At 62.2% G+C, this 14,567-nt stretch carries 16 protein-coding genes; 11 read left to right on the top strand and 5 right to left on the bottom strand.

The window, feature by feature from the left end; genetic code table 11:
• Positions 1-1,943 precede the first annotated feature (1,943 nt).
• The 8 genes from ACTJIL_RS02600 to ACTJIL_RS02565 all read left to right on the top strand — a co-directional run bounded on the left by ACTJIL_RS02600 (position 1,944) and on the right by ACTJIL_RS02565 (position 7,263).
• Positions 1,944-2,393 (top strand): hypothetical protein, encoded by a 450-nt coding sequence (locus tag ACTJIL_RS02600; RefSeq protein WP_440754038.1) that lies wholly within the window; start codon positions 1,944-1,946, stop codon positions 2,391-2,393.
• Between the two features lie 413 nt (positions 2,394-2,806).
• Positions 2,807-3,025, top strand: coding sequence for a hypothetical protein (locus ACTJIL_RS02595; protein WP_440754037.1), 219 nt, complete (start codon positions 2,807-2,809; stop codon positions 3,023-3,025).
• A gap of 508 nt (positions 3,026-3,533) precedes the next feature.
• Positions 3,534-3,935 carry a hypothetical protein gene (locus ACTJIL_RS02590; RefSeq protein ID WP_440754036.1) on the top strand — a complete coding sequence of 134 codons (402 nt, stop codon included), beginning with the start codon at positions 3,534-3,536 and terminating at the stop codon, positions 3,933-3,935.
• Positions 3,936-3,954: 19 nt separating this feature from the next.
• A complete protein-coding gene (locus tag ACTJIL_RS02585; protein WP_440754035.1) occupies positions 3,955-4,407 on the top strand; it encodes a hypothetical protein in 453 nt (150 codons plus the stop codon).
• Positions 4,408-5,374: 967 nt separating this feature from the next.
• The gene (locus ACTJIL_RS02580; RefSeq protein ID WP_440754034.1) at positions 5,375-5,836 is read left to right on the top strand and encodes a DUF4265 domain-containing protein; all 462 of its coding nucleotides are present in this window, start codon (positions 5,375-5,377) and stop codon (positions 5,834-5,836) included.
• 58 nt (positions 5,837-5,894) lie between these two features.
• On the top strand, positions 5,895-6,332 hold the full coding sequence (locus tag ACTJIL_RS02575) for a hypothetical protein (RefSeq protein ID WP_440754033.1): 438 nt from the start codon (positions 5,895-5,897) through the stop codon (positions 6,330-6,332).
• A 23-nt stretch (positions 6,333-6,355) separates the two neighbouring features.
• The gene (locus ACTJIL_RS02570) at positions 6,356-6,667 is read left to right on the top strand and encodes a cupin domain-containing protein (RefSeq protein ID WP_440754032.1); all 312 of its coding nucleotides are present in this window, start codon (positions 6,356-6,358) and stop codon (positions 6,665-6,667) included.
• A 65-nt stretch (positions 6,668-6,732) separates the two neighbouring features.
• Entirely contained in the window at positions 6,733-7,263 is a 531-nt protein-coding gene (locus ACTJIL_RS02565; protein WP_440754031.1) for an N-acetyltransferase family protein, read from the top strand.
• A gap of 118 nt (positions 7,264-7,381) precedes the next feature.
• On the opposite strand, the gene ACTJIL_RS02560 is transcribed toward ACTJIL_RS02565, so the two are convergent.
• From ACTJIL_RS02560 to ACTJIL_RS02540, 5 genes are all read right to left on the bottom strand, one after another.
• Complete coding sequence (locus ACTJIL_RS02560) at positions 7,382-8,056, bottom strand: DNA-3-methyladenine glycosylase family protein (protein ID WP_440754030.1); 675 nt, start codon at positions 8,054-8,056, stop codon at positions 7,382-7,384.
• A 4-nt stretch (positions 8,057-8,060) separates the two neighbouring features.
• Positions 8,061-8,438: a DUF423 domain-containing protein gene (locus ACTJIL_RS02555; RefSeq protein ID WP_440754029.1), complete on the bottom strand. Its 378-nt coding sequence runs from the start codon at positions 8,436-8,438 to the stop codon at positions 8,061-8,063.
• A 72-nt stretch (positions 8,439-8,510) separates the two neighbouring features.
• Positions 8,511-9,713, bottom strand: a complete 1,203-nt coding sequence (locus ACTJIL_RS02550; RefSeq protein ID WP_440754028.1) for an SRPBCC family protein — start codon at positions 9,711-9,713, stop codon at positions 8,511-8,513.
• 361 nt (positions 9,714-10,074) lie between these two features.
• Entirely contained in the window at positions 10,075-10,716 is a 642-nt protein-coding gene (locus tag ACTJIL_RS02545) for a response regulator (RefSeq protein WP_440754027.1), read from the bottom strand.
• Between the two features lie 217 nt (positions 10,717-10,933).
• Positions 10,934-12,136 (bottom strand): sensor histidine kinase, encoded by a 1,203-nt coding sequence (locus ACTJIL_RS02540; RefSeq protein WP_440754026.1) that lies wholly within the window; start codon positions 12,134-12,136, stop codon positions 10,934-10,936.
• 167 nt (positions 12,137-12,303) lie between these two features.
• On the opposite strand from ACTJIL_RS02540, the gene ACTJIL_RS02535 reads away from it, so the two are divergent.
• The 3 genes from ACTJIL_RS02535 to minD are packed head-to-tail and all read left to right on the top strand — an operon-like array spanning position 12,304 to position 14,564.
• Positions 12,304-12,915 (top strand): GNAT family N-acetyltransferase, encoded by a 612-nt coding sequence (locus ACTJIL_RS02535; RefSeq protein WP_440754025.1) that lies wholly within the window; start codon positions 12,304-12,306, stop codon positions 12,913-12,915.
• Complete coding sequence (gene minC, locus ACTJIL_RS02530; protein WP_440754024.1) at positions 12,816-13,730, top strand: septum site-determining protein MinC; 915 nt, start codon at positions 12,816-12,818, stop codon at positions 13,728-13,730. Before ACTJIL_RS02535 ends, minC begins: the two co-directional genes overlap by 100 nt.
• 24 nt (positions 13,731-13,754) lie before the next feature.
• On the top strand, positions 13,755-14,564 hold the full coding sequence (gene minD, locus ACTJIL_RS02525; RefSeq protein WP_440754023.1) for a septum site-determining protein MinD: 810 nt from the start codon (positions 13,755-13,757) through the stop codon (positions 14,562-14,564).
• Positions 14,565-14,567: the final 3 nt, after the last annotated feature.

Raw genomic sequence — 14,567 nt, 5'->3', positions numbered from 1 at the left:
GCGGCCCACGCTTCGGAGAGTTGTCCAGTGTCTGTTCGAGTTGCGGCCTCTCAAAACGGAGCCGGGCTCCAAATTGACGGCAGTAGCTGCACTACCGGGCTGGTGGATTTCTGGGCATCGGTAGAGCACCATCTCCCACGCCCACTACCCTCCAACCTGACTTGGCTATCCGTTGTTGGGCCCGTTAGCCCAGACAATCTCGCAGCACTATCATCAGCTTGGGGCTCGTCCTGCACTCACCATGCTCGCCAATCTTCTGCATTTCTTAGGGTGTATTCCGCCATGCCGGTCTCCCGCGTGAGCGCACCATCTTTGGCGATCCTTCGGCCGGCTCCAGAGAGTATTGATAACTTCTATCCGCTCAATCCATCCAGCAAGAGCGTAGGCATCCACAGTCCTGCTTGTACCTCGGTGCTTTTGCCGCCAGTGATTTACTATCGCGTGCAGGCACCTAACAATTCGTTCAAGCCGAAACCGCTTCGCGGTTCGGCTTAACTCAAGCGTTAGGGCGCTCGCTGAGGCATCCCATGGTCGGTGTGTGGTCGCAGCAACGTTACCTTGCTCGCGCAAGCCTGCCGCACCAGGCCGTCGCGCCGCAGCTTCGTTCCCGAGAACTCCAGGTGCAAGCCGCAGGCTGGCGGCCTTCCACTGGGCGGCCCATTGCCGAGTTGTCTCTGGGCAAGCCCTGCGTGGCAATCGGCTGGCGTACCGTTCCTGCAACGGGCTCAGGTAGTTCTGTCGCCGGCGCCCTAACTATTCGTTCAAGCCGAACTTGTCCCGCTACGCGGGCCAAGTCGGCTTAACTCAGGTGTTAGGGGCTATGTCCAGCATTCTCGTAATCTTGGCCATAGCAGCCGTCGCATACTTCTTACTGCGCGGCCGCTTTGGCAGAAGTCTCTCGCCTTCGGTGCAAGGGCATCTCCCCGGGCCCGGCACTTACGAGTTCGACATTGTCGGCGAGTCCAAGTATCAAGATGCGCTTGAGGCGATCTGTGGCGGTCGCACAGAGGACAGTGCCGAGCACCAAACGGAAGCAGTCTTGTATCTGGAGGATTCAAATCCTCACGATGACCTGGCAGTGCGCGTGGACATCGCAGGCCGTACAGTTGGCTACTTGTCGCGCAAAGACGCTCGCTCTTACCGCCAACAACTCAAGCAACTCGGGCATGAGCGGATAGTCTGTAGGTGTGATGCAATGATCGTAGGTGGGTGGCGTCGATCTCGGACAGACCAAGGACACTTTGGCGTCAAACTTGATCTACCGGTCGCATAGCCCCTAACAGTTCATTCAAGCCGAAGCCGCTTCGCGGCTCGGCTTAATTCAGGCGTTAGGCCGCTCGGGACACATGAAAGGCTGTGCGGTTTTGGTGCGCCTGACAGTGCACGGCGAAAGCCTGTCACTCCAGACACGATCGCAGTCGGTCTGTCCTCGATAGCCCATGGCGCAAGCCGCTGGCTCACGGACGGGCTTGCCATTGCTCCCTCCAGATCGCTTCCGGTGCAAGCGCGTCCTTCGGCAAGATCTGTCGTAAAGTTCGCCGCGGTGGGGCGTCGTCTCTTCGGCCGGCGGCCTAACAGTTCAATCAAGCCGAACCCGCTTCGCGGGTCGGCTTATTTCAAGGCGTTAGGCCGCTCGGGACACATCAAAGGCTGTGCGGTTTTGGTGCGCCTGACAGTGCACGGCGCAAGCCTGTCACTCCAGACAAGATCGCAGTCGGTCTGGCCTGGATAGTCCCTGGCGCAAGCCGCTGGCTCACGGACGGGCTTGCCATTGCTCCCTCCAGATCGCTTCCGGTGCAAGCGCGTCCTTCGGCAAGATCTGTCGTAAAGTTCGCCGCGGTGGGGCGTCGTCTCTTCGGCCGGCGGCCTAACAGTTCAATCAAGCCGAACCCGCTTCGCGGGTCGGCTTATTTCAAGGTGTTAGGTGGCAAGGGGAGATACCAGTGGGTCAAGATACAAGCGACTACGACGGACACTTTGTCAACTACGCCGAGTACTCCAAGACTCTACGCTCTTGGCTAGTTGCATACGGGATTGGTGCGCCGGTTCTCTTCCTTCTAAGCAAAGATGCGCCGGAGACTATTTCAAGATCACCACACTTAAAAACCATCGTTACCTTGTTTGTCGTTGGGGTTGCGCTACAAATATTTCTTTCGTTCCTAAACAAGTGGGCAGCTTGGAACATGTACCGCGGCGCCTATGCCAAGCAACTTGAATCTAGAGGTGACTCGGAGTGCGACAATCACCATAAGTCCAAGACTTATCGGATCTGGTGCTTTATCAACAAACAGAGCTGGATAGACATGGCCGTTGACGTGGGTGCATTGGGTTGTTTTTCAGTTGCAACATGGATCGTGTTAGAAGCTTTGCTTTCCGCTAGCTCAGCCACCTAACAATTCATTCAAGCCGACGCCGCTTCGCGGCGCGGCTTAACTCAGGCGTTAGGCCGCAGTGGCTGCGCGTCCGTCATAGGCGCTTCTTCGGCCGCGCGCTGGCTTCGCTCTCTCCCGCTTTCGTTCCCTGCAGCCCGTACATGGCGCGCTTCGGCCAGGGCACGCCTTGGCGTTGCGCGGGTAAAGCGTCGACCGGCGGCTGGTGGTAATGTCGGCCAACAGGGCGTGGCTGGGGAGCCGCAGGTTGGGGGCCTGCCAGGATCGCAGAGCCACTTCGCCCTAACAGGTCATTCAAGCTGAACCCGCTTCGCGGCTTCGGCATTCGTGCCGTATCGGCCAGCGCGCCAGCTCCCTGTTGTTCGTGCTGCGGGTCGGCTTAATTCAGGCGTTAGGCCTCGCACGAAAGGAAATCGATGACCGGCATTCTTTTCAACTTCTGGCTGCGCCGCTTCTCGCTTGTTTTCGCCATCGCAGGTGTTGCGTTGGCTCTGCTAGAGCGGCTCATGCACGGAGACAATCCTTCCTACTTCAGTGCAATTGGTTGGGCTGCTGCGGCAGGCTTCGTCGCAGCTTCAGTGGCCACATATTGGGCGCGCAAACATGGTTGCGGAATTTCGAGGCAATCGCCGTGAGGGCGAGGCCTAACAATTCATTCAAGCCGAAGCCGCTTCGCGGCTCGGCTTAATTCAGGCGTTAGGCCTTAGACCTATTTCAGTGGCAACTCAGCCAAAAGCCCTCCGCATCGTCGCTTGGACCGTCGCGCTAATTGTTTTGGCGGTTGTGGGCGGAATCGCTTATTGGCGTTTCGCTACGCCGTCGCCGCCCGTCGAGTCTCTTAGTTGCGACCCGTTGCCTTCCAATGTTGTCAAACTCGGACCGGCTGTCGTTGTCGGTCGGGCCGCTCTGCCAGAGCTCAACGAACTGGGTTGGCCGGACCTTCGCGCTAAGCTACGGCAAGGTGACAAGCTCCACGGCTTTGAGACGCAAGTAGCTGGTGGCCATTTGGCAATGCGCGGCAACTGCTATTTGGGGCAGACCAATGCATGGATACGCTAAGGCCTAACAATTCATTCAAGCCGAAGCCGCTTCGCGGCTCGGCTTAACTCAGGCGTTAGGCTGCACAACAGACACTTCCGGTATGTGCAAAAGATGATCGTCGCATTGCTGTTAGCTGCCGCTGCGTTCGCCGTCTTTTCGCTTGTTTCTGGCGCGTCATACCTTGGCGTAATGCTTCCTGGCGGTCTGCCGCTCGGAAATCTGCTGGCTGCGGTGCCTCTGTGCGCTATCGCTGGCGCTGCTGTTCGGCTCAGCCCCGCCGCCACGGCCGCCCGTCATGCCTCACTGTTGTCGCTGGCCGCATCGGCCGCCTGGCTTCCTGTGTCCATCGCGCTTGCCGGCAATCTCGCGCTAAACTTCAGCGGGTCGCGTGGCTCAGTCTGGTTGGCGTTTAGCATCGCCGTCGCTGTTGTTGCGTTTTGTGTGTTGGGCTGGGCATTTGTTGCCGCGTTGCTTGCCAAGCAAAAGCGCGCAGGTGCAGCCTAACAATTCGTTCAAGCCGAACTTGCTTCGTTACACCAAACACATGGCAGAAAGAGCTTGCCATGTGTTTGTCTCCACTACGCAAGTCGGCTTAACTCAGGCGTTAGCTGTGCCGACATCTCCTATGACATCTGCAGCAAAGTTCGCCAAGTCCGCGCCCTGGGTTTGTCTGATTTCTCTTGCGGTAATCGCAGCCACGTTTATATACAACAAGCTCTACATTGTCGCGGTGTTGCTTTCCCCTATCGTGGGGCTTATTTCTTTTATTCTGTTTATTGCCTATTGGCGTACCGGAAAAGAATGGCTTATCAATTCAATTCCGATCATATTTGCTATAACAGCAGTCAATGCACATCAAACTAGTTGGTTGTGGGGTATTCCCCAGAGCTTGGCTTTCGTCGCATTGTTCATGGCGCTCCCGATGCTATTGTTTCGCAAGCAGATTCTTCGTTGGCTTGCCCGGGTGCACAGCTAACAATTCGTTCAACCCGAACCCGCTTCGTTCCACCAACAACATGGCAGGTAGAGCTTGCCATGTTGTTGGCTCCACTACGCAGGTCGGGTTAACTCAGGTGTTAGACCTCGGAAAAGCATTTCTGCTACCCAGAGGGAACAGCCATGGTGAAATTGCGGCGCGTTTCTTGGATTACTGGCTTGCTCGTCGTGGGAGTGGCGCTAGTAGCTGCTTACGCATACAAGGGCGCGCCGAGTCATTCTGTACCTCAAGCGGAGCTTCCTCCATTCGTCGAGATTCCTCATAGAGAGTTCTCACCTGATGAGTACAGAGCAATTCAGGAGACGTTCTGGACTAAGATTCAAGGCAAAGACCGGCATTGCGCTGAGTCCTTTGTGTTCGCGTACATGGACACACTTAGAAGGCGCTGTGAGATCCAGGGTGAGGCTAAAGACATTGGTGGTGGTTGCGCCCATATGACAAATGCCATGAACTATCCAGAGGTCTTGCAGGCGGGTCTCGAGCACTGCGGCATCAAGTACTCGATTCACGTGCCGCGGCCTAACAATTCATTCAAGTGGAACCCGCTTCGCGGGTCCGCTTAGTTCAGGTGTTAGGCCGCTATGGACAGTTTCGTAGAAATTTTTGGTAGGGCCAGGCGCGGAGCCAGGATGGTCTTTCTGCTAGCGTTCCTGGGAGTTGTAGTCTTTCATGGCATCTGGTGGTACGACAGGTTCCACCTTTCTGATCCGCTATGGCTCATCCCCTTATGGTCGATGCCCTGGTGGTCTTGGATATCGGCACTGACCGACATGGCCCCCAATTTTATGCAACCACCTTTGCAAGCTATCGCCATGGCCTCAGGATTTACGCTCAACACCGTCTTTCTTTACATACTCACTCGGGTGGCTTGGCTGGCTACGCGGCCTAACAATTCGTTCAAGCCGAAACCGCTTCGCGGTTCGGCTTAACTCAGGCGTTATGCCTCATGAGCAGTGAACCGACGGCCAAAGTTTTGTTCCGCGTCCTAGACGATGATGGCAGCGCATCTGTCGAGACGCTTTGGGCAATCCCGCTCGGCCGCGACCTCTACAGACTGGACAACTCGCCGTTCTATGCTTACGGCGTTTCTTGGCAAGACACGGTGCTTGCACCGATAGACCTACAAGAGCAAATGCCAACCTTTCAGTCCGTAGTCGAGAGGTCAGGCAATCAGACAATCCGAATTATCTTTGAGCTACCTGTCTCTTCGGGCAACATCTCAGATCAGCTTCTTCAAGGCTTGGTCGCTCTTGGATGCAGCTATGAGGGTGCCAATCCCAAATATGTCTCCGTCAACATTCCGCCAAAGGTAGAGCTACAAGATGTTCGGTCGTACCTCATCGCACATGACGCTCAGTGGGAGCATGCAAACCCAACCTATGAGTCATTGTTCCCGGATGAGGCATAACAAATCATTCAAGCCGAACCAGCTTCGCGACTTGGCTCAATCCAGGCGCTACGCCCCTATGCTCGAGATCATCGCCAGTACAGTTGATCGCCCGATAGTCAGAGCGGGCTTGGGACTCCTCGGCCTCGTGTTCGCTGCCGTTCTTTGCATCTTCCTTCTTGCCCTGCTCTACGCTGCCAGCCCGGACGCAACAACTATTGGCATCGGAGGCTGCTTGGGTTTGGCAGGGGGACTGCTGCGAGTGTTGTTCCGTACGCCTACCCTCAGGCGTCGCCGGATTCTTCGGAAAGTGACGCTCGCACTTCTTGTCACGGGAACTGTTACGGCCGCGACCCTGGTGTTCGACTGGCTCGCGCCAGGTGGTTCCTATACCTGGCGCGCTTTCATCTGCGTGGCTCTCATCATCAGCATGATGCTTCTATTGGCCACGATTCCTTCGTTCTGGTCGGGGCCTGACAGTTCATTCAAGCCGGGTCCGCTTCGCGAGCCGGCTTAGTTCAGACGGTGGACATTCAGACAATGAAGATCATCCGATCCAAGGAGTTCACGGCCGACCACCCTTGGGGAGCACTTGATATCGCGAACATGGGTGGTATCACCACGCGCCTTCATTGGACGGACCAGCCCTACAAATGGCACATCAATGATGGGCAAGAGGTGTTTGCTGTCCTCGATGGCCGTGTTGAGATGCGCTTCCGCGAGAGCGGAGAAGATCGATCTGCCATTCTTGAAACGGGTGACATTTTTTATGCCTCCATCGGTACGGAACATGTCGCGCATCCAATCGGCCAAGCCCGCATCCTCTTCATCGAGGCCGAGGGAAGTGCCTGAAAATTCGTTCAAGACGGACGGCTTCGCCGCCGCTTGACTCAAGCCTTAGATGTTGAAGGGGGAGCATGGGTACCGACATTCAACTGAGGCGTTGCGGGCCTGGGGACGAAGCAGCGCTTGCCCTGGTGGGCCAAGCCACGTTCCTGGAAACATTCGCAGGCATTCTTGGCGGCAACGAGATCGTCGCCCACTGTGCCAATACACACACTGTTGAGCTCTATCGTGCGTGGCTGGCCGATCCGGGCCATGCGTTGTGGCTCGCCGAGATCAGCCCTGGCAATGCGCCCATCGGCTACATGGTGATCGCGCCACCCCAACTGCCGTTACCTGACACATCTGGCGACGTGGAGTTGAAAAGAATCTACTTGCTGAGCAAGTTCCAAAGGGGGGGTATCGGCAAACGTCTGGTTGCAGCTGCAATCACGCATTCCGCTTCGACTCTCGCCAAGCGCCTCCTGCTCGGCGTGTATGCCCATAACCATTCAGCGATTGCGTTCTATGAACGCGCTGGCTTTGGCAAGCTTGGATCCCGCAAATTCAATGTCGGCGGCAAAGATTATGATGACAACATCATGGGCATGTCCCTCGGCACCTGATGGTTCGTTCAAGCTGAATCCGCTTCGCAATCCCCGGATTTCATATCAACTGGGAGAAGCTGGATTCATTCAAGCGTGAGGTACATCGAAGTCGAGCTGAAGCGGTTCATTGCCCGCGTCAGTCCTGCGAACGTTTGGTAGGAGTGGTCGCCTTCGTTGCGGAGTCGGCAATGCGCCACAGGTACAAGCCGGCGTAGGTCCGATAAGGGCCCCAGCGCTCGCCGCGTTCCACCAACTCCTTCGGCGTCGGCATGGCATCGTGCCTGTCCACCACCTGTGCCCCCTTGCGGATGCCGAGATCGTCGACAGGCAGCACGTCGGCGCGGCCGAGGCGGAACATCAGCATCATTTCGACGGTCCAGCGGCCGATCCCGCGAATCGGCACGAGGGCGGCGACGATGTCGGCCTCCGTCATCGTGAACATGCGCCGCAGGTCCGGGATCTCGCCACGGGACTCGCGCAGGGCCAGGTCGCGCAGCGCGAGCGTCTTGTTGCCGGACACGCCGCAGGCGCGAAGGCCGGCGTCGTCGATCCTGCCGAGGGTGTCGCAATGGAAGCGGTCGCTGCCGATCGCGGCCTCGACGCGGCCGACGATGGTGGCGGCCGCCTTTCCGCTGAGCTGCTGGTAGAGGATCGCGCGTGCGAGTGCATCGACCGGATCGAACGACTTGCGCCAACGCGGATCCGGTGCGATCGGGCCGATGCGCTTCATCCACGTCCCCAGCTTGCGGTCGCGCCGCGCCAGGTGCGCGAATGCGGCCTGCGTATCGAACCCGCGCTTGTATCGTGGCATCCGGCTATCTCCGCAGTGCGTCCAGGGCCCAGGCCAGCCAGGCCGCGATGAGCAGCGACCCGCCGAAAGGCGCGGTGCGCGCCGGCACCCCTGCGACATGCGCCACCACGAGACCGCCCGAGAACAGCAAGGTGCCCAGCAGCATCGCGACGAGCGCGATGTTGGCCAGCCTGCGTCGCGCCAGGTGCGACAGCGCGGCCAGTGCGATGCCGTGGCCGAAGGCGATCGCGGCAGCTGCCTGCAACGACGCCTGCCCTGCCCCGTTCGCCGCGTGGGACGCATAGGCCGACAGCGCCACCGAGGCAGCCGCCAGAACCGCGCCTGCGAAGCCGAGCCAGCGCTGCGCGGCAGCCGAGCCTGTCGAGAGCATGGAATCGGTCATGCAGTCCTCCAAAATGCAACACGCCGCATCACGGGATGCGGCGTGCCGGGTAACACGTGGTGCAAGGGCGCCTTACTTCAGCGTCCAGTAGACCTCGTACTCGCCTTCGGCGGTGAAGGCCTGGTCGATGCCGTTCTTGTAGATCTCGTACGGGCGATCGGTGACCTCGTAGCCCTGGGTCAGCGCCCAGGCGCGCAGGGCGTTGCGGACGTTGTCGAGTTCGGCCATGAAACCGGTGTAGTACGCCATCGCGACGTGGCCGGGCTTGGTCTGCACGTACTCGACCGGCGCACCGTCGGGGATCTTGACCTCCAGCGGCTCACCGGCGGCCGTGACCGGCGCCAGGGTGTCGACGGTGAACACCAGTTCGCCGTCCTGCTTCTGCTCCTCGCCCTTCTTGTCGGCGGCCTCGACGGTCTTCACGTCCTTGGCCTCGTCGCTCTTCTTGTCGCCGGAACCGGCCTTGCGCACCGGCTGGGCGATATCGAAGGTGTAGTTCTCGCGACCGAGCTCGGTGGAGATGATGCGCATCGGGCCGGCGGCGACCAGACCATTGGCTTCCATGGTGCGCTTAATCCACTCCATGTTGGACTTCATCGAGGCCTTGATCTTGTCGTTGTTGCGCTCGATCGAGCCGGCCTTGACGACCAGCAGGTCCTCGGCCGGGCGCTCCATCTCGGCCATGCCGCGCATCTTGCTGCCCTTCACCGCGTAGTCGACGTTCGGCACCGTGGCCAGCATGCTGCTCAGGCGCGCGAGGCCCAGCTTCATGTCGTCGCCGACGTGGCGGCTGACGTAGAGGCCGGCGTAGCGGCCGATCAGGTTCCAGCCGTACTCGACGTCATAGGTCTGGGTGATCTCCACGTTGCGCTTGACCGCGCCACGGCCGGTGGGCGTGAGCTTGAACTCGGTGAACTTGCCGTGGCCGCGACGCTGGTCGTCGATCGCGTACTTGACGCTCTTGCCCGGGACCGATTCGACGATCTCCCAGCTGCCGTCGCCGACCTGCTTGACGTCGGACGAGAAGGCCAGCTTGGCGCCAACACCTGCGTTCGGGCCGGACAGTTCGAGCTTGGCTGCCGGATCGCGCAGGACGAGAGGGTTCCAGTCCTTGAAGCGGCGCAGGCTGTTGATCGTGTCGAACACGATCGTCATCTTGCGGTTGGTTTCGACGCTTTCGCTGAGGTGACGGCTGGACGGCAGGACGAGGCCCACGATCAGCATCAGGGCGATGACGATCGCGAACGAAATCAGGATCTCGATGAGACGGGTCATTCAGGGTTCTCCAGGACCATTTCCGGCCGGGCCGGGCGCAGACGGGCAATCGTAGCAATTTGAACGGTAACGAGCGAGATCCCTGCCGCGAAAAGACGCCGGCGCGGCGGCAAGATGCGTCATCGGCCTGCCGTCGCGGGCGCGCTGGCCGTCTGTTGCGCCCATTTTGACGGCATGCCGCCGGCAATCGTCGGTATTGTCGCGTACCTGCATCTGCTCCTGCGGGAGCGGCTTCAGCCGTGAGCTATGGCAGGCAGCCCGCTGACATCACTACCAACGGGCTGGTGGCTGAAGCGGCTCTGCAAGTACCCGCGCGGGCGCGGGCGCCCGCCGCGCTGCGTCGGGCCGGGCGTCCTGTCGATCAGACCAGCTGCAATTCGAAGGCCTTGAGCACGGCCCGGGTGCGGTCACGCACGCCGAGCTTGCTCAGGATGTTCGACACATGGTTCTTGATCGTGCCCTCGGCCACGCCCAGTGAATTGGCGATCTCCTTGTTGGAGAAGCCACTGGCCATCAGCCGCAGGATCTCGGTCTCGCGATCGGTGAGCGGGTCGGGCCGGTCGAGGCTGACGAAGTCATTGCGCATGTGCTCCAGGCCGGACAGCAGGCGCTGGGTCACTGCCGGCTGCACCAGCGAGCCGCCCCCGGACACGGTGCGGATGGCGCCGACCAGCTGCTCCAGCGAGACGTCCTTGAGCAGGTAGCCCTTGGCGCCCGCCTTCAGCCCGGCCAGGACCAGCTGGTCGTCGTCGAAAGTGGTCAGGATGATGGTCGGCGGCAGCGCGTTCAGGTGCGCCAGCGCCTGCAGTGCCTCCAGGCCGGACATCACCGGCATGCGCATGTCCATCAGCACCACGTCGGGCTTGACCTGCGGAATCAGTTCGACCGCCTGCCGGCCGTCGCCGGCCTCGGCGATCACCTCGATGCCGTCGTCAAGGGCCAGCAGCGAGCGGATGCCCTGCCGCACCAGGGTTTGATCGTCCACCAGACAGACACGGATCATGTCGTTGCCTCCCAATCCTTCGAGTCAGGGAAGCCCGCCCGAGACGGGGCCTCCACGGTGCGGAATGCACCCTGTACGGCCGCGCCGCGCACGCGCGCGAAGGCCGCTGCGACCCGGGCAGGCGCCCGAACCGCGATCATCATTGCGTCCACGGGCCGCATGACGGCCCCGGAATGGGCCGTCGTCGGCGCCGTGGCCGGCATTGGCGCGATCATGGTCATGCCGCCGGCACCGGTCGCGGCGCCGGCTTGCCCAGCGCCGGGCTCCGCCCCCTGGGCAGGTGCAGGCGCAGGGTGAAGCCCTGCCCCGGCGCGGACTCGACTTCCAGCTCGCCACCATAGGTCGCCAGCCGCTCGCGCATGCCCGCCAGGCCGTTGCCCGCATCGGGATTCTCGGAGCCGCGGCCGTCGTCGCGCGCCTGCAGGCGGATCGCATCGCCGTCCCAGCCATAGCGCAGCCGCAGCACCTGCGCCTGGGCATGGCGCACGGCGTTGGTGATGATCTCCTGGGTGCAGCGCAGCAGCACATGTGCGCGCTCGGGATCGTCAAGCAGGAAGGGTTTGGGCATGACCATGTCGATGTGCAGCCCCGGCACGTTGTCGGCCAGCGGCAGCAGGGTCGCGGCCATGTCGATGGCATCGTTGCCGCGGATCTGGCTCACCGCCTCGCGCACGTCGCTCAGCAGCAGCCGCGCCAGCGTGTGGGCCTGGCCGACGTGCTCGTGCGCCTTGCCCTCGGTGAGGTGGCTGGCGACTTCCAGATTCAGGCTCAGCGCCGTCAGGTGGTGGCCGAGCAGGTCGTGGAGTTCGCGCGAGATGCGGGTGCGCTCGTTGACCCGGGCGCTTTCGGCCAGCAGCGCGCGGGTGGCGCGCAATTCGGCGTTCAGCCGGCGTTGTTCGTCACGCGCCTGTGCCTGTTGCCGGGCGACCATGCTGGTGACGAACACGAACCCTGCGAATCCCACGTAAAGGATCGCCTGCATCAGCGCCTCGAACCACGAAAAGCCCAGCGCCCCCATGTACACCGGCACCACCACCAGTTCACTCAGCGCGAGCACGGCGATGCCGACCGGCAGTGGCAGCAGCCACGGCAGCACGCACGCCACCACCATCAGCAGGATGCTGCCCAGGCCGCTGCCGCTGTAGTAGCTGATGGCGATGGCGCTGCCGGTCAGCAGCACCAGCAGCAGGTAGTCGAAAGCGCTGCCGCGGCGCACGCTCAGGGCGCGGGTCAGCCAGGCGTAGCTGAAGCCGAAGGTGGCCCAGGCCAGCCAGGCCTGCCAGCCGAGCGTGGCGGCCACTGCCGTCTCGTCCGCCGGCTCGGCGAGTTGCGAGAGCAGCAGCAGCGGCAGCCCCACCACCGCCCATGTGAACAGGCCGGCGTAGCGCAGCAGGCGGGTCGGGTCGAGGTGCGCGAACATACCCCATGGTAGGCGCAAAGCGGCCGGAAACGACCGTCCAGAAGTCATGCCGGCGGCGCCGCGGAAGTCGCCCCCACCTGCCGGCCGTGCGATAATCCGGCCGCGGCCAAGCGCCCGTTTCGTTATCTCCGGCCGATGCCGTAATTTTTGAAGCAAGGGAGTCAGGAATGTCGATTGTCGTCCGCGACGTGCGTGAGCACGAGCTGGATTCCATCCTTGCCCTGAACAACGCCGCCGGCCCTGCCATCCTGCCCCTCGATGCCGCGAGGCTGCGCTGGTTCTTCGACACCGCCGAGTACTTCCGCGTCGCCGTGCGCGACGGGACCCTGTCGGGCTTCCTGGTGGGCTTCGGTTCCGAAAGCGGTCACGACAGCAGCAACTTCCGCTGGTTCCAGGAACGCCACGGGCGGTTCTTCTACATCGACCGCATCGTGGTGGCCAGCCGCCGCCGCGGCGGTGGCCTCGGCCGTGCGTTCTACGCCGACGTGCAGAGCTATGCCGAACTGCGCTACCCGCAGCTGGCCTGCGAGGTATTCATCGAGCACGACAGCGACCCGGCGCGCGTGTTCCATGGCAGCTTCGGCTTCCACGAGGTCGGCCAGCACGTGATGCCGGGCCGCGACGGCGAGTCGTCCGGCATCCGCGCCTCGATGCTGATCAAGGAACTGTGCAGCTACGCATGGGTGCGCGAGCACTACGGCGACCGCCTGCCCAGTGCCCCCTGGCTGACCCAGCCCCGCGCGCCCGCCCCCGCGCCGCACCGCGCGACGGGGACCTGAGCGTGGCATCGCCTTCGACGTCCCCCGCCCACGATTACGAACCGGCCGGCGAACTCAAGATCGGCCAGGTCGGCATCGCCAACCTGCGCGTGCGCACGCTCGACGTGGCCCGCCTGTCGGCGGAGATGGCCGACCGGGTCAAGCGCGCGCCGAAACTGTTCGCCCGCGCCGCGGTGATCGTCGATTTCGGTGGTCTGGCGTCCACGCCCGACGCCGCCACCGCCCGCGCCCTGCTCGACGGGTTGCGCGGCGCCGGCGTCCTGCCCGTCGCGCTGGCTTACGGCAGCAGCGACAACGAGAAGCTGGCGAACGAACTCGGCCTGCCGCTGCTGGCCAAGTTCCGCGCCCAGTACGAATCGACTGCGGGAGCGGCCACAGGAGCGGCGGAAGCCGCGATCTCGACAGCCTCATCGCAACCAGTCGCGGCTTCCGCCGCTCCTGCAAAGGCGCAGGCCAAGGCCCCGGCCCCGGCCGCCCCCGCCGGCCAGCCGGGCCTGATTCAGGCCACGCCGGTACGCTCCGGCCAGCAGGTCTATGCAGACAATCGCGACCTGACGGTGCTCACCACCGTGGGTGCCGGCGCCGAAGTCATCGCCGATGGCTCGGTGCACATCTACGGTGCGCTGCGCGGCCGCGCGCTGGCCGGCGCGCAGGGCAACGAGAAGGCGCGTATCTTCTGCCGCGCGTTCCATGCCGAACTGGTCGCCATCGCCGGCAACTACAAGGTGCTGGACGACATCCCGAAGGAACTGCACGGCAAGGCGGTGCAGGTGTGGCTGGAAAAAGAAGAACTCAAGATCGCCGCGCTGGATTGACGCGGCCAACCACGGAGAAACATTTTGGCTGAGATCATCGTAGTCACATCGGGCAAGGGCGGCGTCGGCAAGACCACCAGCAGCGCCAGCCTCGCGTGCGGCCTCGCGCGCCGGGGCAAGAAGGTCGTCGTGATCGACTTCGACGTCGGCCTGCGCAACCTCGACCTGATCATGGGCTGCGAGCGCCGCGTGGTGTACGACTTCGTCAACGTCACCCAGGGCGAGGCCTCGCTCCGGCAGGCGCTGATCAAGGACAAGCGCTTCGACAACCTGTTCGTGCTCGCCGCCTCGCAGACCCGCGATAAGGACGCGCTGACCAAGGAAGGCGTGGAGAAGGTGCTCAAGGACCTCGCCGACGACGGCTTCGACTACATCATCTGCGACTCCCCGGCCGGCATCGAGAAGGGCGCGTTCCTGGCGATGTACTTCGCCGACAAGGCCGTGGTGGTGGTGAACCCGGAAGTGTCCAGCGTGCGCGACTCCGACCGCATCCTGGGCCTGCTGGACTCCAAGACCCGCCACGCCGAGGACGGCGAGTCGATCAAGTCCTACCTGCTGCTGACGCGCTACAACCCGCAGCGCGTGGATGGCGGCGAAATGCTGTCGGTCAAGGACGTCGAGGAAGTGCTCGGCCTGCAGACGATCGGCGTGATCCCCGAGTCCGGCGACGTGCTCAACGCCTCCAACAAGGGCGAGCCGGTGATCCTGGACATGGAGTCGATGGCCGGCCAGGCCTACGACGACGCGGTTGCGCGGCTGATGGGCGAGGAGCGGCCCATGCGCTTCACCCAGCTGGAGAAGAAGGGTTTCTTCAGCAAGATCTTCGGGGGTTGAGGC

Origin of the sequence: Luteimonas sp. 22616 (assembly GCF_052044325.1) — a bacterium.
Taxonomy (GTDB): Bacteria; Pseudomonadota; Gammaproteobacteria; order Xanthomonadales; family Xanthomonadaceae; genus Luteimonas.
Note: the sequence above shows the minus strand (reverse complement) of the source record. Positions and strands in the feature narration are given on the sequence as shown.

Coding starts and splice junctions, on each gene's coding strand:
- ACTJIL_RS02595 (WP_440754037.1), top strand. CDS start 2,807: ATGACCGGCATTCTTTTCAACTTCTGGCTGCGCCGCTTCTCGCTTGTT.
- ACTJIL_RS02580 (WP_440754034.1), top strand. CDS start 5,375: ATGAGCAGTGAACCGACGGCCAAAGTTTTGTTCCGCGTCCTAGACGAT.
- ACTJIL_RS02575 (WP_440754033.1), top strand. CDS start 5,895: ATGCTCGAGATCATCGCCAGTACAGTTGATCGCCCGATAGTCAGAGCG.
- ACTJIL_RS02570 (WP_440754032.1), top strand. CDS start 6,356: ATGAAGATCATCCGATCCAAGGAGTTCACGGCCGACCACCCTTGGGGA.
- ACTJIL_RS02565 (WP_440754031.1), top strand. CDS start 6,733: ATGGGTACCGACATTCAACTGAGGCGTTGCGGGCCTGGGGACGAAGCA.
- ACTJIL_RS02560 (WP_440754030.1), bottom strand. CDS start 8,056: ATGCCACGATACAAGCGCGGGTTCGATACGCAGGCCGCATTCGCGCAC.
- ACTJIL_RS02555 (WP_440754029.1), bottom strand. CDS start 8,438: ATGACCGATTCCATGCTCTCGACAGGCTCGGCTGCCGCGCAGCGCTGG.
- ACTJIL_RS02550 (WP_440754028.1), bottom strand. CDS start 9,713: ATGACCCGTCTCATCGAGATCCTGATTTCGTTCGCGATCGTCATCGCC.
- ACTJIL_RS02545 (WP_440754027.1), bottom strand. CDS start 10,716: ATGATCCGTGTCTGTCTGGTGGACGATCAAACCCTGGTGCGGCAGGGC.
- ACTJIL_RS02540 (WP_440754026.1), bottom strand. CDS start 12,136: ATGTTCGCGCACCTCGACCCGACCCGCCTGCTGCGCTACGCCGGCCTG.
- ACTJIL_RS02535 (WP_440754025.1), top strand. CDS start 12,304: ATGTCGATTGTCGTCCGCGACGTGCGTGAGCACGAGCTGGATTCCATC.
- minC (WP_440754024.1), top strand. CDS start 12,816: ATGGGTGCGCGAGCACTACGGCGACCGCCTGCCCAGTGCCCCCTGGCT.